Origin of the sequence: Tateyamaria rhodophyticola (assembly GCF_047777875.1) — a bacterium.
In the GTDB taxonomy this organism is placed as follows: Bacteria; Pseudomonadota; Alphaproteobacteria; order Rhodobacterales; family Rhodobacteraceae; genus Tateyamaria.
On record NZ_CP180519.1, the window covers coordinates 2,274,600 to 2,291,773 of the forward strand.

Consider the following 17,174-nt stretch of genomic DNA (forward strand, 5'->3'; position numbering starts at 1 on the left):
GTCATAAAATATGCGGCAGTCATGCGTGATTCTTGCACGCCCGGCTATGGTGGAATTCCTGACTCGGCCCGAAATGGCGCAAATTTCGGATGGATTAGCGGGGGATTTCGGAAGTTTCAGACGGCTTTCGGAACGCGGCGCCAAACTGCTAGCCGATGACGGGACATCCCAGCGTACGCTGTAGCGCTGCAACAAGGTCATCCACCGTTTCGGTGGTCACAAAGAGGCCACCCGTCCGGTCGGCAAAGCACTTGGCCACTGTGTCCTCGCCATAGGTCTGTTCGGGATTGTTCCACGCGAAAAAGTCGCGCGACACGCGGAACCCGATCACATGCACGATCAGATCACGCGCCGATGCGGCGAGCCGTTCGGACACCGCGCAAGGGCGGCCGCCACAGGTCTCGTTCCCATCCGTCACAAGGACAACCACCGCGCGCTCATTTCTGAAATCCAGCGCCTCGGCGGCTTGCTCCACAGCATCGGCGAGCGGAGTGAGCCCGCTGGGGCGCATCGCATCAAGTTCGGCAATCATAAGATCCGCCGCATCGGCGCGCGGCAGAAACCGCAGGGACGCGCCGGAACACGCGGTATCGCCCCCCGGGCCATAGGTCAGCAGGCCAATGCGCCGAAACGCTTCGACCTGCGGCATGACACGGGCCATGGCAAGGCGGGCCTCTTCGATGCGCGTGGCGTCACCGGTGTCAAACCCCACTTCGGACATGGAGGCCGATCCGTCGAACACCACCATCGCGTCCGATGCGCACTCGGCCATCGCGGTCTGGACCGACAGGGTCAGGGCAAGCAAAAGGGCAACGGGCTTCATGTCATCAGGCTACAGGCGCCGCAGGACAAAACAAGCCCACGCGGCCCCTTGATCCGCATGGGCGCGGGGTCTATACGCCCCCGGTGGCGTCTCGCCACGTTCAGAATCAACCAAGAAACGCCGTGGTTGGCCCGTCATCGCTTCGTGGGTCACATCCGGCAGAGGAGAAGCGATATGAAACTGCATGAACTGCGGGACAATCCCGGTGCCACCAAGCCACGCAAGCGCGTGGGTCGCGGTCCCGGTTCCGGCACCGGTAAAATGGGTGGCCGGGGTATCAAAGGTCAGAAATCCCGTTCAGGTGTGGCCATCAACGGCTACGAAGGCGGGCAAATGCCCCTCTACCAACGCCTGCCCAAGCGTGGCTTCAACAAGCCGAACCGCAAGGCATTTGCCGTTGTGAACCTGGGCCTGATCCAGAAATTCATCGACCTGGGCAAACTCGACGCGAAATCCGCGATCGACGAAGACGCGCTGGTGGCCTCCGGTCTCGTGCGCCGCAAGCTGGACGGTGTGCGCGTTCTGGCCAAGGGTGAGATCACCTCAAAGGTTGAACTCTCCGTGACCGGCGCGTCCAAATCGGCCGTCGAAGCCGTTGAAAAAGCAGGGGGCAGCCTGTCTGTCGCTGCTGCGGCTGCCGAGTAAGCTGAGCCATGACTTGTGGGCCGCGTCCGCGCGGCTTACATAGTCTCTAGTTTTTCCCGACGCCGTCCGCCCGGAAAACCGAGCCGGACGGCGTTTTGCCATAAAGGAACATGCCCGCATGGTATCTGCCGTCGAGAATATGGCCGCCAACACGAGCTGGAGCGCTCTGGGCAAGGCCACCGACCTGCGCAATCGCATCCTGTTCACCCTCGGTCTGCTGATCGTCTATCGTCTGGGCACCTTTATCCCGGTGCCAGGCATCGACGGCGCGGCCCTGCGGGAGTTCATGGAAAGCGCAGGCCAGGGGATCGGCGGCATGGTCAGCATGTTCACCGGCGGTGCGCTTGGCCGTATGGGCATCTTTGCCCTCGGGATCATGCCCTATATCTCGGCCTCGATCATCGTGCAGCTGCTAGGGTCGATGTACGAACCCCTCAAGCAGCTGAAGAAAGAGGGCGAACAGGGCCGCAAAAAGCTGAACCAGTACACCCGTTACGGCACGGTGTTCCTTGCCACATTGCAGGCCTGGGGCCTTGCAGTCAGCCTTGAAGGCGGCGATCTGGTGACCGACCCGGGCCTCTATTTCCGTGTGGCGTGCCTGATCACGCTGGTCGGCGGTACTATGTTCCTGATGTGGCTGGGTGAGCAGATCACCGCACGCGGCATCGGCAACGGTATTTCGCTGATCATCTTTGTGGGCATCATTGCCGAAGTCCCCGCCGCCTTGGCACAGTTCTTTGCCTCCGGCCGCTCCGGTGCGCTGAGCCCAGCGATCATCATCGGTGTGATCTTTATGGTCATCGCGACCATCACCTTCGTGGTGTTCATGGAACGCGCCCTGCGCAAGATCCACATCCAGTATCCCCGCCGCCAAGTGGGTATGAAGGTCTATGACGGCGGCTCCAGCCACCTGCCGGTCAAGGTGAACCCGGCGGGCGTGATCCCTGCGATCTTTGCCTCGTCCCTGCTGCTGTTGCCCGTGACGATCAGCACGTTTTCCGGCAACTCGACCAGCCCGGTGATGTCGTGGCTTTTGGCCAACTTCGGTCCCGGTCAGCCGCTGTACCTGCTGTTCTTCGCGGCGATGATCGTCTTCTTTGCCTACTTCTATACGTTCAACGTCAGCTTCAAACCCGAAGACGTTGCCGAGAACCTCAAGAACCAGAACGGTTTTGTCCCCGGCATTCGCCCCGGCAAGAAAACCGAAGAGTACCTGGAATACGTGGTCAACCGCATCCTTGTGCTTGGCGCTGGCTACCTCGCGCTGGTCTGTCTGCTGCCCGAAATCCTGCGCGGTGAATTCGCCATTCCGTTCTACTTTGGCGGCACATCCGTGCTGATCGTGGTGTCCGTGACCATGGACACCATCCAGCAAGTCCAGAGCCACCTGCTCGCCCATCAATACGAAGGCCTTATTGAGAGATCGCAATTGCGTGGTAAGAGTGGCGGCAAAGGCCGCCGCAAGCGCAGCCCGATCCGGAGATAGGGACGACGATGAACATTATTTTGCTGGGCCCGCCGGGTGCGGGCAAGGGCACGCAAGCGCGTTTCCTCGTTGACGAGCGTGGCATGGTGCAGCTGAGCACGGGTGACATGCTGCGTGCGGCCAAAGACAGCGGCACCGAGATGGGTCAGATCGTGGCGGACGTCATGGCCCGTGGCGCGCTTGTGACGGATGAGATTGTCATCGGCCTGATCCGCGAGCAGCTTGAAACGGTCAAGGCAAACGGATTCATTTTCGACGGCTTCCCGCGCACGCTGGCTCAGGCGGATGCGCTCAACACGCTGTTGGCGGAACAGGGTCAATCCCTTGATGCGGTGATCGAGCTTGAGGTTGACGACGATGTTTTGGTTGACCGTATCGTGGGGCGCGCGGCTGAGGCTGCTGCCGCTGGTCAGCCGGTGCGCGCCGACGACAACGCCGACGCGATGAAAGTACGCCTGATGGAGTACTACAAAAAGACATCGCCGCTGATCGGTTACTACTATGCCAAGGGTCAGCTGACCAAGGTCGACGGGCTGGGCGAGATTGACAGCGTGAAGGCGGCAATTGCGGGCGTACTGGACGGCTGAATCGCAATTTAGTTGTTTTTTAACACTCGCACGACTATTTTAAGCGTGTAGCAGAGGAGACTTCAGATGCTTCGTGAAGGATACCGGGACTAACTTTATGTCCGAATGCCAAGAGTTTGCGGAGGCTGCGCTGGTCATATGCGCGGCCTCTAATTCGTTTTGGTGGGTCTCCCCTCTGGTCATTGGCCTGTCGGCCTGCGCCGCGGCCTTCATCTCCATCCGCTCCATCGCCGCCAACAAGGAAGTCGCGCGCAAACGCGCAACGCTCGATATGATCGAGCGGACCGAGACAACCGAACATTACCAATCGCTCTACAAGGCGTTTACCGATGTGCGCAAAGACGAAGGCGGGTTCGAGCAGCTGAAAACCGTCACCAACCCGCAACTGCTGGAACAGCGCCGCAAGGTGATTGCCTATCTCAACCACTATGAACTGATGGCCATCGGCATCCGCAAGGGTATCCTTGATGAAGCGGTCTATGCCGATTTCATGCGCTCGACCGTGGTGCGCGACTGGCACGCGGCCGAAGACTTTATCACGCATATCCGCACACCCACGCCCGACAGCGGCAGCGACGTGCCTTCCAACAACGCGTTCAGCGAATTTCAGGCGCTGGCGGCCAAGTGGGAAAAGCAAATCAACCGCGATCAACGGGGCAGTGCACGCCCGGCGCACAAGCCCACTTGACGCCAAATAGAACAACGCCTATCTCACGCCATCTCTGACGAGAATCAACGACGGGAACGCGTCCCGTCGGATCACCTGATCAGCGGCAGGCCCGGGGGCAAAATCCTTGGGCCTTATGTTGTGAAAAAAGGACCTGGAATGACGGGTCCGCAACGAAAAGGAAAGCCAAACGTGGCACGTATTGCAGGGGTCAACATCCCCACCGCCAAACGTGTTCCGATTGCCCTGACATATATCACAGGCATCGGTAACACCTCCGCCCAGAAAATCTGCGAAGCTGTCGGGATCGACATGACACGCCGTGTGAACGAACTCAGCGACGCCGAAGTCCTGAAAATCCGTGAGCACATCGACGAGCACTACACCGTCGAAGGCGACCTGCGTCGCGAGACGACCATGAACATCAAACGTCTCATGGACCTCGGCTGCTACCGTGGCCTGCGTCACCGCCGCAACCTGCCCGTTCGCGGTCAGCGGACCCACACCAACGCGCGTACCCGCAAAGGCCCTGCAAAGGCCATTGCCGGTAAGAAGAAATAAGGGAGGGCTGCACAGATGGCACGTGATACACGGCGCACCAAGCGCAAGGTCTCCAAGAATATCGCGGCGGGCGTGGCCCACGTGAATTCGTCGTTCAACAACACCAAGATCCTGATTTCCGACGTGCAGGGCAACGCCATTTCGTGGTCGTCCGCCGGTACGATGGGTTTCAAGGGTTCGCGGAAATCCACACCTTATGCGGCGCAGATGGCTGCTGAGGATGCGGGCCGCAAGGCACAGGAACACGGCGTGAAAACGCTCGAGGTTGAAGTGCAGGGTCCGGGTTCGGGCCGCGAATCTGCGCTGCGTGCGCTGGCGGCTGTCGGGTTCAACATCACATCCATCCGTGACGTGACCCCGATTGCCCACAACGGCTGCCGCCCGCCGAAACGCCGCCGCGTCTAAGCGACAGTGAATTTTCTGTGGGGCCGTGCAACTTGTGCGGCCCCGATACGCATTTTGAAACCTCGGGAGCCCACGTGCTCGGACATGGCACGTAGGCAGGAATGGAGGGACGCATGATCCACAAGAACTGGGCCGAATTGATCAAGCCAAACCAGCTTGACGTGAAACCGGGCAACGAACCTGCGCGTCAGGCGACTGTGATCGCCGAACCGCTGGAGCGTGGCTTTGGTCTGACCATGGGCAACGCGCTGCGCCGCGTTCTGCTGTCGTCGCTGCAAGGCGCGGCCATCACCTCGGTGCAAATCGACAACGTGCTGCACGAGTTTTCCAGCATCGCGGGTGTGCGTGAAGACGTGACGGACGTGATCCTCAACCTGAAACAGGTGTCGATCCGCATGGAAGTCGAAGGGCCCAAGCGCCTGTCGATCTCTGCCAAGGGGCCGGGTGTTGTCACCGCCGGTGACATCTCGGAAAGCGCCGGCATCGAAATCCTGAACCGCGACCACGTGATCTGCCACCTCGATGACGGCGCTGACGTCTACATGGAACTGACCGTGAACACGGGCAAAGGCTATGTGTCGGCAGAAAAGAACAAGCCCGAAGATGCGCCCATAGGCCTGATCCCGATCGACGCGATCTACTCGCCCGTCAAAAAGGTCAGCTATGATGTGCAGCCCACCCGCGAGGGCCAGGTGCTGGATTATGACAAGCTGACAATGAAGGTCGAAACCGATGGCTCGATTTCGCCCGACGATGCCGTGGCCTTTGCCGCGCGCATCCTTCAGGACCAGTTGGGTATCTTCGTCAACTTCGACGAACCGGAAAGCGCGTCCCGTCAGGACGACGACGATGGCCTCGAGTTCAACCCGCTTCTGCTGAAGAAAGTGGATGAGTTGGAGCTGTCGGTGCGTTCGGCCAACTGCCTCAAGAACGACAACATCGTCTACATCGGCGATCTCATCCAGAAGACCGAAGCAGAAATGCTGCGTACGCCGAACTTTGGCCGCAAGTCGCTGAACGAGATCAAAGAAGTGCTGTCGGGCATGGGTCTGCACCTTGGCATGGATGTCGAGGATTGGCCGCCGGACAATATCGAAGATCTGGCCAAGAAGTTCGAAGACAACTTCTGATCAGCGCGGCCAAGATTTTTGCAAAAATCTTGGCCCGCCCCCGGGCACACGCCCCAAGGAGAGCCATGGGCACGCACCCATGGCCAGACAAAGCAAAAACGCCCGTAGAGGGCACATTAGGAGATAGAAATATGCGTCACGCACGTGGTTACCGCCGCCTGAACCGTACACATGAGCACCGCAAGGCTCTGTTCGCAAATATGGCTGGCTCACTCATTGAACATGAGCAAATCAAGACAACTCTGCCCAAGGCCAAGGAACTGCGCCCGATCATCGAAAAGATGATCACGCTGGCCAAACGTGGCGATTTGCATGCGCGCCGTCAGGCCGCGGCCAAGCTGAAAGAAGACCAGTATGTTGCCAAGCTGTTTGACGTGCTTGGCCCGCGGTACGCCGACCGTCAGGGCGGCTATGTGCGTGTGCTCAAGGCTGGCTTCCGCTACGGTGATATGGCGCCAATGGCCATCATCGAATTCGTGGACCGCGACCGCGATGCCAAAGGCGCAGCAGACAAGGCACGCGTTGCAGCCGAAGAGGCTGGCGAAGAGTAAGCCACTCTTTCGACAGAGATTTTGTGAAACCCCCGCCCGAAGTGGCGGGGGTTTTTCGTTGCGGCGCTTGTATTGAAGAGGTCTGGTTTGCATATTCGCGACACCATGAAACGCTTGCTCATCCTTCTGATCTGTTTGCTGCCGCTGTCGGTGCAGGCACAGTCCCGGGTGCCGGAAAGCCAGGCGGACATTTCGCTGAGCTTTGCGCCGCTTGTGCGGGACACCGCACCTGCTGTCGTCAACATCTATGTCCGCTTCGTGACCGAGACGCGGCGCCGCACACCGTTCATGGACGACCCGTTTTTCGAGCGGTTCTTCGAAGGGTTCGGCGCGCCGACGCCAAGGGTGCAAAACTCGCTCGGCTCCGGTGTGATCCTCAGCGACGATGGCATTGTCGTATCGAATTATCATGTGGTGGGGCAAGCAACCGACATCTCCGTCGTGCTCAACGACGGGCGCGAATTTGCCGCCCGTGTGCTGCTCGGCGATCAGGCGAGCGACTTGGCCATCCTGCAGCTTGAAGGGGCCAGCGACTTGCCCCACCTGCCTCTGCGCGACAGCGAAACGGTCGAGGTGGGCGAGCTGGTGCTGGCCATCGGCAACCCGTTTGGCGTCGGCCAGACCGTGACGTCCGGCATTGTGTCGGCGCTTGCCCGTTCGGGTGGATCAAACGGGCGCGGGGCGGGGTATTTCATTCAGACGGACGCGCCGATCAACCCGGGCAATTCCGGCGGCGCGCTGGTCGATGTGGCGGGCCGCCTTATCGGCGTCAACACACGCATCCTCAGCCGGTCGGGTGGGTCCAACGGGATCGGTTTCGCCATCCCGGCAAATCTGGTTGCCGCCGTTCTGCGGCAGGCCCGCGACGGCAATGACCGCTTCGTGCGCCCTTGGGCGGGTGCCACGGGACAGGCGGTCGACGCCGACCTCGCCGACATGCTGGGACAGGACCGCCCGGCGGGCATCATCCTCGCCGGTCTGCACCCGATCAGCCCACTGGCGCAAGCGGGGTTTGCCGTGGGTGACGTCGTGACCCACGTGGACGGCGCCGAGGTCAACAGCCCGGGCGAAATGCTCTACCGGATGAGTGTGGCGAGCGTGCGCGACAGCGCGCAGATGGTCCGTCTGCGCGATGGTGCGCTGGATACGCTGACGGTATCGCTGATCCCGCCACCCGACGATCCGCCCCGCAATGCGGTCACGCTGCCCGAAGGCGCGAGCCTGCCGGGCCTCATGCTGGCGCGCATCAATCCGGCGGTGATTGCCGAATTGAACCTGCCCATCGCCGCTGCGGGTGTTGTCGTCCTTGACACCGGGGCCGTTGGTGCCCGCGTGGGCCTGCGCCGTGGCGACATTTTGCAACGGATCAACCGCCGCACCATCGAAACCACAGAGCATGCCGCGGCGATCCTCGCCGAGGCCACACGGGGCACCTCAGTCCGTGCGCTGCGCGGCAACAGCCGCGTGATGCTGCGGTTCTGATCATGGCGGACCTCTTTGCCGCACAAGAGCCATCGCCAGATACCGGCCCCCGCCCGCTGGCCGATCGGCTGCGACCCAAGCGACTGGCGGAGGTCATCGGGCAACAACAGGTGTTGGGCCCGGATGCGCCGTTGACCGTCATGCTGTCCTCGGGTGCGTTGTCTTCCCTGGTGTTCTGGGGCCCGCCCGGCGTCGGCAAAACGACCATCGCCCGGCTGCTTGCGCATGAAACAGACCTCCATTTCGTCCAGATCTCGGCGATATTTACAGGTGTCCCGGACCTCAAAAAAGTGTTCGAGGCCGCGAAAATACGGCGTCAGAACGGGCAGGGGACGCTGCTTTTCGTGGATGAAATCCACCGCTTCAACAAGGCGCAGCAGGACGGGTTCCTGCCGCACATGGAGGACGGCACGATCCTCTTGGTCGGTGCCACCACGGAAAATCCCAGCTTTGAGCTGAACGCCGCTGTCCTGTCCCGCGCACAAGTACTGGTCCTCGAACGGCTCGATCTCAAGGACCTTGAACGGCTGGCACAGCGCGCCGAACAGGAGCTGGCCAAGGCGCTTCCGCTCGACGGTCCGGCGCGCGAGGCGCTGCTTGAGATGGCAGATGGCGACGGGCGCGCGCTTCTCAACCTGATCGAACAGGTGATGGCGTGGGACGTGCCGGACAAACTCAACACCGAACAGCTGTCCAAACGGCTGATGCGGCGGGCGGCGCAATACGACAAATCCGGGGATGCGCATTACAACCTGATCTCGGCCTTGCATAAATCCGTGCGCGGGTCAGATCCCGATGCCGCACTGTATTGGTTCGCCCGCATGCTCGAGGGCGGTGAGGACCCGCGCTTTCTCGCGCGGCGCATCACGCGTATGGCGGTCGAAGACATCGGCCTTGCCGATCCGCAAGCACAGGCGGTTTGCCTGCAAAGCTGGGAAACATACGAACGGCTCGGCAGTCCCGAGGGCGAATTGGCGCTGGCGCAAGCGGTGATCTACGTGGCCCTCGCGCCCAAATCCAACGCCACCTATGTCGCCTACAAAGGCGCGCGCAAGGCGGCCAAGGAAACCGGGTCGCACCTGCCCCCAAAACACATTCTGAATGCGCCCACGTCCATGATGAAGGATCAGGGTTATGGCGCGGGCTATGCCTATGACCATGACGCCGAGGATGGCTTTTCCGGGCAGGACTATTTCCCGGATGGCATGGGCCGGCGCGACCTTTACCAACCGGTGGAGCGCGGGTTTGAGCGGGAGCTGCTCAAACGGGTGGAGTATTTCGCCAAGTTGCGCGCCAAGCGTAACGGTTGACTCTGCCCGTCCGAGCAGTGACAGACCGCGCATGTTTGCAACCTTGTCTCTTGTGGCCCTTGGCGGGGCGATTGGCGCGTCCCTGCGCTGGCTGATGGGCGTGGCGATCCTGCGCGCAACGGGCCCGGCGGATTTCCCCGTTGCGATCCTGTCGGCCAATGTTCTGGGCTCATTCCTGATGGGCGTTTTTGTGGTGGCGGCGGCGCATAAGGGCCTGACGCATCTCAGCCCCTTTGTCATGACGGGTCTACTGGGCGGGTTCACCACGTTTTCCGCGTTCAGCCTTGAGACAATGACATTGATCGAACGCGGGGCCATGGGGCAGGCCGCGCTTTACATCGCGTTGTCGGTGGGCCTGTCGGTCGGGGCGTTGGCCGTGGGGTTGCTTTTGGCGCGGGGGATTTTCGCATGAGCGGTGTACAGACCATTACTGTGGGCGCGGACGAGGGTGATCAGCGCCTTGACCGTTTCCTCAAACGCCGTTTCCCTCAGTTGAGCCAGGGCATGATCGAAAAGATGTGCCGCAAGGGCGAATGCCGCGTGGACGGTGGGCGGGTCAAATCCTCGACCCGCGTTGAGGAAGGGCAGGCCGTCCGCGTGCCGCCGTTGCCTGACCGTCCTGCGCCCAAACGGGAGGTCAGCGCAGTGTCGGACAAGGACGCCCAGATGATCCGCGATTGCGTCATCTATCAGGACGACCACGTCATTGCCCTCAACAAACCCAGCGGTCTGCCGACCCAAGGGGGTTCGGGTCAGACGCGCCATGTGGATGGTCTCGCCGCGGCGCTGCAATACGACTACGACGAAAAACCCCGCCTCGTGCACCGTTTGGACAAGGATACGTCCGGTGTTCTGCTGCTTGCGCGAACCCGGATGGCGGCCAAGGCGTTGACGGCGTCCATGCGCCACCGCGAGACGCGCAAGATCTACTGGGCGCTCGTGGCGGGGGTGCCCACGCCGTACCTCGGTGAGATCAAGTACGGTCTGGTCAAGGCGCCGGGCCGCGGTCGGGGCGGCGAGGGTGAAAAGATGATCGCGGTGCACCCACGCGACATGAACGACACCGACGGGGCCAAGCGTGCGCACACGCTTTACGCTACCCTGTATCGGGTGGCATCGCGGGCGGCATGGGTCGCAATGGAGCCAATCACGGGCCGCACCCACCAGCTGCGTGCGCATATGGCCGAGATTGGCCACCCCATTGCAGGGGACGGGAAATATGGCGGCTCGGGTCAGGAAAACATGGGCGACGGGTGGGGCGCTCAGATTGGTGGCGTCATTTCCAAGAAATTGCACCTGCACGCGCGGATGATGCGGTTCGAACACCCCGAAACCCGCGAGGCGATCACCGTCACGGCGCCGCTGCCAGCGCATATGGCCGAAAGCTGGGACACGTTCGGCTGGACCGAAGACCTGGCTGCGGAAGACCCGTTTGAGGTGCTTGAGTGACCCTGCGCCTTGTCGTGTTCGATGTGGATGGCACGCTTGTCGACAGTCAGGCGGACATAGTCGCCAGTATGGCGCTGGCCTTTGACGCTGTTGGCCTGTCTGCACCGTCGCGCACCGATATCCTCGGCATTGTCGGATTGTCCTTGCCGCAGGCCATGGCGGTGCTTGCCCCGGATGCAGACCATGCGATCATGGTCGAGGCATACAAGGACGGTTATGCCAGCCTGCGCCGCCAGAACGGGGCCGCGTCATCGCCGCTCTATCCCGGTGCGCGCGCGGCGCTGGATGCGTTGGCGGCCCGCGACGATCTTGTGCTGGGCTTGGCGACGGGCAAATCCAAACGCGGCCTTGATGGGCTGATTGAGGTGCACGGGTTGCAGGGCATGTTCGTGACCCGGCAGGTGGCGGATTTTCACCCGTCGAAACCACATCCCGCAATGTTGCAGGCCGCCATGGACGACGCCGGGGTTGAGCCCGGGCACGCGGTGATGGTGGGCGACACGTCCTTTGACATGGACATGGCGGTCGCCGCTGGCGTGTTCCCGATTGGGGTCAGCTGGGGGTATCATACCGTCGCGCGGCTGTCCGCGGCCCGCGTGGTGATCGACGATTTCAACGCGCTCCACGGCGCGCTTGATGAGGCATGGGGGCAGGCGCAATGAGCGAATGGAAGCAAAAACGGTTCTGGACCGAGGCACATGCGGTCGCAGTAGAGGACGGTTGGGCCATCGAACTGGACGGGCGCCGGGTCAAGACACCGGCCAAGGCACCGCTTTGGGTGCCAAACGGACAGCTGGCGCAGGCCATCGCGGCGGAATGGGACGCGCAGGATGACGTCGTGAACCCCTTGTCGATGCCGTTCACGCGCAGTGCGAATGCCGCCATCGACAAGGTGGCCGTGCAGCGCATCGAAGTGGCCGACATGCTGGCCGCGTATGCAGACGCCGATCTGCTGTGTTATCGCGCGGAACAGCCCGCGGGCCTTGTCGCGCGGCAGGCGGAGATCTGGGACCCGTATCTGGACTGGGTCGACGGGGTTTTGGGGGTCCGGCTGGTGCCACGCACCGGATTGATGCACGAATCACAGGACGCGGCCGCGTTGCAGGTGGTGTCGGGCACCACCCGTGAGATGTCAGCGTTCCAGCTTGCGGCCTTTCATGACCTTGTCAGCCTCTCGGGGTCGTGGGTTCTGGGTTTTGCTGCTGCCAAAGACATGACCGCCGCGCCCGAGATTTGGGCAGCCTCCCGGTTGGACGAAATCTGGCAAGCAGAACAATGGGGTGAGGATGAAGAGGCGCTGGAACACGCCGAAATTCGCCAAACTGCCTTTTTACATGCGAAATCCGTGTGGGATATGTCGCTGCCTGACGCAAGGTAGGGCAACGCCGCCGTGCGGGGCGAGTGCTCAGAAATGCATCAAATTCCCCCTGCGTGCCCTTGACCTCTACGGGCGATTCTGGACAGACTGCCGCACGCTCGGGAAAACATATTTCCGGGATCACCTTCGGTTTTGCCTGATGAACAGGTGGGGCCGGGACCTCCACCCAACGTGGTGGAAAATCAGGAAGAGGTAAAAATGAAAAAATCCGTACTCTTTGGCGCACTGGCCTTCACCGGCCTGGCTGCCGGCGTTGCGGCTGCTGGCACGCTCGATGACGTGAAAGCACGCGGCAAACTGAACTGCGGCGTGACCACCGGTCTCGTTGGTTTCGCGGCACCCGACGCCAATGGCGAATGGGAAGGCTTCGACGTGGCAGTGTGCCGCGCGGTTGCCGCTGCTGTGCTGAACGACGCGACTGCCGTCGAATTCGTGCCGACAACAGGTAAAACACGCTTTACCGCTCTGGCCTCCGGCGAGATCGACATGCTGGCGCGCAACACCACATGGACCTTCAGCCGCGACGTCGACCTGAAGTTCGAATTTGTCGGCATCAACTACTATGACGGCCAAGGCTTCATGGTGCCCAAGGAACTGGGCGTTGCATCGGCCAAGGATCTGGACGGCGCGACCGTTTGCATCCAGACCGGCACAACAACCGAGCTGAACCTGGCGGACTTCTTCCGCTCCAACAACATCAGCTATGAGCCGGTTCCGATCGAAACCAACGCCGAAGCACAGCAGCAGTACCTTGCCGGTGCGTGCGACGTGTACACCACGGACGCCTCCGGTCTGGCCGCGACACGTGCCACATTCGAAGCACCCGGCGACCATGTCGTGCTGCCCGAAATCATCTCCAAAGAGCCGCTCGGCCCGCTCGTTCGCCACGGCGACCACGAATGGGGTGACGTTGTGCGCTGGACGCTCAACGCGATGATCGCAGCCGAAGAGCTGGGCATCACCTCCGAGAACCTCGAAGAGATGGCCGCGGGCACCAACAACCCGGAAATCAACCGTCTGCTGGGCTCCGAAGGCACCCTGGGCGAGATGCTGGGCCTGGACGCGACATGGGCGAAGAACGCTCTGGCGGTCGGCGGCAACTACGGTGAGGTCTTTGAGGCCAACATCGGCGAAGCAACAGCCATTGGTCTGGCGCGCGGCCTGAACGCGCAGTGGACTGACGGTGGCCTGCTCTACGCACCGCCCTTCCGCTAAGATACCAAGCCAAGGGGCGCAGGATCAAACCTGCGCCCCTTGCGCATCTGGGGCACGGATCGCTGAAAACAGCGGCAGGTATGCCCGAGATGTAGCCAATTTGAAAACGCCGGACCCTGCGCCTTGGGCGCGACAACAAACAACCGGCCGCACGGGGATCACCTGATATGACCACGATGACCGACCCGCCAGAGGGGACGTTCCGCCTGTCGATGCTGATCAACGACACGCGATACCGTTCCTACACGTTCCAGTTTATCGCCCTGATCGTTCTGATTGCGTCGCTCGCCTTTTTGATGAGCAACCTGTTCGCCAACCTCGCTGCGGCGGGCCTGAACATCTCTTACGGTTTTCTCGGCGAGCCTGCGGGCTATGACGTTCAGCAGACGTTGATCGAATATACCAGCCAATCGACGCACCTGCGCGCGGCTTGGGTCGGGATCATCAATACGTTGCTCGTGGCGTTCCTCGCCTGTGTGACGGCAACTATCCTTGGCGTGATTGCCGGTGTTCTGCGCCTGTCGAACAACTGGCTCGTGTCCAAGCTGATGTCGGCCTATGTCGAAGCGTTCCGCAACGTGCCGGTGCTGATCTGGATCCTCGTGATCAACACTGTTGTTATCTCGATGCCGGCCCCGCGCGCATATCGCGGCGAGACACCGGATGCGGAGATGTTCCTGGGCCTGATCGCCTATACGAACCGCGGCATCTATATCCCCGCACCCACTTGGGGTGCTGGCTCCGGTCTCGTGGTGCTGGTCTTCCTCGCGTCGCTGGCCGCGATCTGGTTCCTGCGCCGTTATGCGGTCAAGCAACTCTTTGACCACGGACGCGAGATCAAGACGCTGTGGCCGTCGGTTGGCATTTTCTTTGTCCCGACGCTGCTGGTGTACTTCATCATGGGAAGCCCCATCGGCGTGGATATCCCAGAGCTCAAGGGTTTCAATTTCCAGGGCGGCACACAGATTGGCCGACCGCTGATTGCGCTTTGGCTGGCCCTGTCGATCTATACCGGTGCCTTCATCGCCGAAAACGTGCGCGCAGGCATCCAGGCCGTGAGCAAAGGCCAGACCGAAGCGGCATCGTCACTGGGCCTGCGCCCGGGTCGCGTGATGAACCTCGTTGTGCTGCCACAAGCGCTGCGCGTGATCATCCCGCCGCTGATTTCGCAGTTCCTCAACATCACCAAGAACTCGTCACTGGCCATTGCCGTGGGTTACGCCGATGTGACCGCAACGCTGGGCGGCATCACGCTGAACCAGACGGGCCGGGCCATCGAATGCATCCTGCTTCTGATGGCGTTCTATCTGACGATCAGCCTGCTGATTTCGGCGGTGATGAACGTCTATAACAGATCCGTCAGCCTGAAGGAGCGTTGAGATGAGCGATACACACGCAAATGTCGCCTTTGTGCGCACCGAACAATTGCCGCCCAAGGCGCCGCCTGTCACGGCCGCTGGCCCGGTCAAATGGGTGCGCGAGAACCTGTTTTCCAACGTGCCTTATGCCATCCTGACGCTGGTCGCGATCTACTGCATCTACGCCATTCTGGCGGGTTTCCTGCCGTGGCTCTTTGGCGGCGTCTGGAACACCAACAACATCCGCGAATGCCGCGAGGTACTGGAAGGTGCAACGGGCGGCTGTTTCTCAGTCCTGTCGGAACGCTGGAACCAGTTGATCTTTGGTATCGCCTATGACCGCGAGGCGTATTGGCGACCCACGCTGGCATTCGTCCTGCTGTTTGTTGCAGCGGCGCCCGTGCTCTTCAACAAGTTGCCGAAACAGATGCTGATCTTTACCGGCCTCTACCCGTTTGTTGCCTTTTATCTGATCTGGGGTGGCACGATCTTTGCCCCGATCATGGCGTTGATTGGCTTTGTCGTGGGTTACCTGGTCTACAGCCGCCTCGTGGCGTCGTCCTTCGCGGCGGGCTTTTTCGGCGGTGTCGCGGCGGCGGCGGTCACATGGTGGATCGGTGGTTTCATCGTTGGCGCGATCACCCCGGAACAGACCTTCCTCGAAGCGGTGCCAAGCCGCGACATGGGGGGCTTCATGCTCAACATGATCCTCGGCGTGGTCTGTGTGTCACTGTCCCTGCCCATCGGGATCGCACTGGCTCTGGGACGCCAGTCAGACATGCCGATCATCAAGTGGATCTGCGTGGTGTTCATCGAATTTGTGCGGGGCGTGCCTCTCATCACACTGCTTTTTGTGGCAAATGTGGTGCTTGCGTACTTCCTGCCGCCGGGCACGAACTTTGACCTGATCCTGCGGGTGATCATCATGATCACGATGTTCTCGGCGGCCTATATCGCCGAGGTGATCCGGGGCGGCCTGGCCGCTCTGCCACGTGGCCAGTACGAAGCCGCAGACAGCCTTGGCCTCGACTATGCCCAGGCCATGCGGCTGATCATTCTGCCGCAAGCGCTCAAGATCTCGATCCCCGGCATCGTGAACGTCGCGGTGGGTCTCTTCAAGGATACCACGCTTGTGTCGGTCATCTCGATGTTCGACCTCGTGGGCATGATCCGCGGTCCGATCCTGTCGTCCACAGACTGGAACGGCGTCTATTGGGAGCTGTGGGGCTTTGCCATCCTGCTCTTCTTCGTCGTCTGCTACGGCATTTCACAATACTCGCAGTGGCTCGAACGCCAGCTTGCGACCGATCACCGCTAAGGGAGTGGATGATATGAACGATACAGCAACTCAAATGCAGGTCTCCGACGAGGTCGCAGTCTCCATCGAGAACATGAACAAGTGGTACGGCACCTTCCACGTGCTGCGCGACATTGACCTCACGGTTTATCGCGGCGAACGGATCGTGATTGCGGGGCCTTCCGGTTCCGGAAAATCCACATTGATCCGCTGCATCAATGCGCTCGAAGAGCATCAGCAAGGACGGATTACCGTGGACGGCACCGTGCTGTCCTCGGACGTCAAGAACATCGACAAGATCCGGTCAGAGGTCGGCATGTGCTTTCAGCATTTCAACCTCTTTCCGCACCTGACGATCCTCGAAAACTGCACGCTGGCGCCGATCTGGGTCCGCAAGACACCCAAGAAGGACGCCGAAGAAATCGCGATGCACTTCCTGGAAAAGGTAAAGATCCCGGATCAGGCCGACAAATATCCCGGCCAGCTTTCGGGCGGTCAGCAACAGCGCGTGGCCATCGCCCGCTCGCTCTGCATGAAGCCGCGGATCATGCTCTTTGACGAACCGACCTCCGCTCTCGACCCCGAGATGATCAAGGAGGTGCTCGATACCATGGTCGAGCTGGCCGAAGAGGGCATGACGATGCTCTGCGTGACCCACGAAATGGGTTTTGCTCGTCAGGTCGCAAACCGCGTGATCTTCATGGACGAAGGCCAGATCGTGGAACAGAACGAACCCGAAGAGTTCTTCAACAACCCGCAAAGCCCACGGACACAGCTCTTCCTGAGCCAGATCCTCGGCCACTGACCTCGCGCTGATACGGAAAAGGGAC

The 17,174-nt window shown here is 61.2% G+C and carries 19 protein-coding genes; 18 read left to right on the top strand and 1 reads right to left on the bottom strand.

Annotated features, from left to right (window positions below; all coding sequences use genetic code 11):
- Positions 1–148: 148 nt before the first annotated feature.
- Positions 149–823, bottom strand: a complete 675-nt coding sequence (locus tag ACERHN_RS12775; RefSeq protein ID WP_415919405.1) for a vWA domain-containing protein — start codon at positions 821–823, stop codon at positions 149–151.
- Positions 824–997: 174 nt separating this feature from the next.
- On the opposite strand from ACERHN_RS12775, the gene rplO reads away from it, so the two are divergent.
- The 18 genes from rplO (at position 998) to ACERHN_RS12865 (ending at position 17,149) form a co-directional block, all read left to right on the top strand.
- Positions 998–1,468, top strand: a complete 471-nt coding sequence (gene rplO, locus ACERHN_RS12780; RefSeq protein WP_415919406.1) for a 50S ribosomal protein L15 — start codon at positions 998–1,000, stop codon at positions 1,466–1,468.
- A gap of 118 nt (positions 1,469–1,586) precedes the next feature.
- Entirely contained in the window at positions 1,587–2,954 is a 1,368-nt protein-coding gene (gene secY, locus ACERHN_RS12785) for a preprotein translocase subunit SecY (RefSeq protein ID WP_415919407.1), read from the top strand.
- A gap of 8 nt (positions 2,955–2,962) precedes the next feature.
- Complete coding sequence (locus tag ACERHN_RS12790) at positions 2,963–3,541, top strand: adenylate kinase (protein ID WP_415919408.1); 579 nt, start codon at positions 2,963–2,965, stop codon at positions 3,539–3,541.
- Positions 3,542–3,638: 97 nt separating this feature from the next.
- Positions 3,639–4,229 (top strand): DUF4760 domain-containing protein, encoded by a 591-nt coding sequence (locus tag ACERHN_RS12795; RefSeq protein WP_415919409.1) that lies wholly within the window; start codon positions 3,639–3,641, stop codon positions 4,227–4,229.
- A gap of 171 nt (positions 4,230–4,400) precedes the next feature.
- The gene (gene rpsM, locus ACERHN_RS12800) at positions 4,401–4,769 is read left to right on the top strand and encodes a 30S ribosomal protein S13 (RefSeq protein WP_415919410.1); all 369 of its coding nucleotides are present in this window, start codon (positions 4,401–4,403) and stop codon (positions 4,767–4,769) included.
- 15 nt (positions 4,770–4,784) lie between these two features.
- The gene (rpsK, locus tag ACERHN_RS12805) at positions 4,785–5,174 is read left to right on the top strand and encodes a 30S ribosomal protein S11 (protein ID WP_299694591.1); all 390 of its coding nucleotides are present in this window, start codon (positions 4,785–4,787) and stop codon (positions 5,172–5,174) included.
- 113 nt (positions 5,175–5,287) lie between these two features.
- Positions 5,288–6,304 carry a DNA-directed RNA polymerase subunit alpha gene (locus ACERHN_RS12810; protein WP_415919411.1) on the top strand — a complete coding sequence of 339 codons (1,017 nt, stop codon included), beginning with the start codon at positions 5,288–5,290 and terminating at the stop codon, positions 6,302–6,304.
- 131 nt (positions 6,305–6,435) lie between these two features.
- A complete protein-coding gene (gene rplQ, locus ACERHN_RS12815; protein ID WP_415919412.1) occupies positions 6,436–6,855 on the top strand; it encodes a 50S ribosomal protein L17 in 420 nt (139 codons plus the stop codon).
- 105 nt (positions 6,856–6,960) lie between these two features.
- A complete protein-coding gene (locus ACERHN_RS12820; RefSeq protein WP_415919413.1) occupies positions 6,961–8,337 on the top strand; it encodes a trypsin-like peptidase domain-containing protein in 1,377 nt (458 codons plus the stop codon).
- Positions 8,338–8,339: 2 nt separating this feature from the next.
- Positions 8,340–9,647 carry a replication-associated recombination protein A gene (locus tag ACERHN_RS12825; protein WP_415919414.1) on the top strand — a complete coding sequence of 436 codons (1,308 nt, stop codon included), beginning with the start codon at positions 8,340–8,342 and terminating at the stop codon, positions 9,645–9,647.
- 31 nt (positions 9,648–9,678) lie between these two features.
- Positions 9,679–10,059, top strand: a complete 381-nt coding sequence (gene crcB, locus ACERHN_RS12830) for a fluoride efflux transporter CrcB (protein WP_415919415.1) — start codon at positions 9,679–9,681, stop codon at positions 10,057–10,059.
- Entirely contained in the window at positions 10,056–11,096 is a 1,041-nt protein-coding gene (locus ACERHN_RS12835) for an RluA family pseudouridine synthase (protein WP_415919416.1), read from the top strand. The genes crcB and ACERHN_RS12835 overlap by 4 nt, the downstream gene beginning before the upstream one ends.
- Positions 11,097–11,098: 2 nt before the next feature.
- On the top strand, positions 11,099–11,758 hold the full coding sequence (locus ACERHN_RS12840) for an HAD-IA family hydrolase (protein ID WP_415922739.1): 660 nt from the start codon (positions 11,099–11,101) through the stop codon (positions 11,756–11,758).
- On the top strand, positions 11,755–12,474 hold the full coding sequence (locus tag ACERHN_RS12845) for an ATP12 family chaperone protein (protein ID WP_415919417.1): 720 nt from the start codon (positions 11,755–11,757) through the stop codon (positions 12,472–12,474). The genes ACERHN_RS12840 and ACERHN_RS12845 overlap by 4 nt, the downstream gene beginning before the upstream one ends.
- Positions 12,475–12,672: 198 nt before the next feature.
- A complete protein-coding gene (locus ACERHN_RS12850) occupies positions 12,673–13,689 on the top strand; it encodes an amino acid ABC transporter substrate-binding protein (protein ID WP_415919418.1) in 1,017 nt (338 codons plus the stop codon).
- Between the two features lie 167 nt (positions 13,690–13,856).
- On the top strand, positions 13,857–15,068 hold the full coding sequence (locus ACERHN_RS12855; RefSeq protein ID WP_415919419.1) for an amino acid ABC transporter permease: 1,212 nt from the start codon (positions 13,857–13,859) through the stop codon (positions 15,066–15,068).
- Position 15,069: 1 nt separating this feature from the next.
- Positions 15,070–16,365 carry an amino acid ABC transporter permease gene (locus ACERHN_RS12860; RefSeq protein ID WP_415919420.1) on the top strand — a complete coding sequence of 432 codons (1,296 nt, stop codon included), beginning with the start codon at positions 15,070–15,072 and terminating at the stop codon, positions 16,363–16,365.
- Positions 16,366–16,378: 13 nt separating this feature from the next.
- Positions 16,379–17,149, top strand: a complete 771-nt coding sequence (locus tag ACERHN_RS12865; RefSeq protein ID WP_415919421.1) for an amino acid ABC transporter ATP-binding protein — start codon at positions 16,379–16,381, stop codon at positions 17,147–17,149.
- The last annotated feature ends 25 nt before the right edge of the window (positions 17,150–17,174 follow it).

What these genes read in the sequence shown, in the direction of transcription:
- rpsK (WP_299694591.1), top strand. Translation starts at nt 4,785, where the DNA reads ATGGCACGTGATACACGGCGCACCAAGCGCAAGGTCTCCAAGAATATC.
- ACERHN_RS12845 (WP_415919417.1), top strand. Translation starts at nt 11,755, where the DNA reads ATGAGCGAATGGAAGCAAAAACGGTTCTGGACCGAGGCACATGCGGTC.
- ACERHN_RS12865 (WP_415919421.1), top strand. Translation starts at nt 16,379, where the DNA reads ATGAACGATACAGCAACTCAAATGCAGGTCTCCGACGAGGTCGCAGTC.
- rplO (WP_415919406.1), top strand. Translation starts at nt 998, where the DNA reads ATGAAACTGCATGAACTGCGGGACAATCCCGGTGCCACCAAGCCACGC.
- secY (WP_415919407.1), top strand. Translation starts at nt 1,587, where the DNA reads ATGGTATCTGCCGTCGAGAATATGGCCGCCAACACGAGCTGGAGCGCT.
- ACERHN_RS12790 (WP_415919408.1), top strand. Translation starts at nt 2,963, where the DNA reads ATGAACATTATTTTGCTGGGCCCGCCGGGTGCGGGCAAGGGCACGCAA.
- ACERHN_RS12850 (WP_415919418.1), top strand. Translation starts at nt 12,673, where the DNA reads ATGAAAAAATCCGTACTCTTTGGCGCACTGGCCTTCACCGGCCTGGCT.
- ACERHN_RS12835 (WP_415919416.1), top strand. Translation starts at nt 10,056, where the DNA reads ATGAGCGGTGTACAGACCATTACTGTGGGCGCGGACGAGGGTGATCAG.
- rplQ (WP_415919412.1), top strand. Translation starts at nt 6,436, where the DNA reads ATGCGTCACGCACGTGGTTACCGCCGCCTGAACCGTACACATGAGCAC.
- ACERHN_RS12860 (WP_415919420.1), top strand. Translation starts at nt 15,070, where the DNA reads ATGAGCGATACACACGCAAATGTCGCCTTTGTGCGCACCGAACAATTG.
- crcB (WP_415919415.1), top strand. Translation starts at nt 9,679, where the DNA reads ATGTTTGCAACCTTGTCTCTTGTGGCCCTTGGCGGGGCGATTGGCGCG.
- ACERHN_RS12810 (WP_415919411.1), top strand. Translation starts at nt 5,288, where the DNA reads ATGATCCACAAGAACTGGGCCGAATTGATCAAGCCAAACCAGCTTGAC.
- ACERHN_RS12795 (WP_415919409.1), top strand. Translation starts at nt 3,639, where the DNA reads ATGTCCGAATGCCAAGAGTTTGCGGAGGCTGCGCTGGTCATATGCGCG.
- ACERHN_RS12820 (WP_415919413.1), top strand. Translation starts at nt 6,961, where the DNA reads ATGAAACGCTTGCTCATCCTTCTGATCTGTTTGCTGCCGCTGTCGGTG.
- ACERHN_RS12855 (WP_415919419.1), top strand. Translation starts at nt 13,857, where the DNA reads ATGACCACGATGACCGACCCGCCAGAGGGGACGTTCCGCCTGTCGATG.
- ACERHN_RS12825 (WP_415919414.1), top strand. Translation starts at nt 8,340, where the DNA reads ATGGCGGACCTCTTTGCCGCACAAGAGCCATCGCCAGATACCGGCCCC.
- ACERHN_RS12775 (WP_415919405.1), bottom strand. Translation starts at nt 823, where the DNA reads ATGAAGCCCGTTGCCCTTTTGCTTGCCCTGACCCTGTCGGTCCAGACC.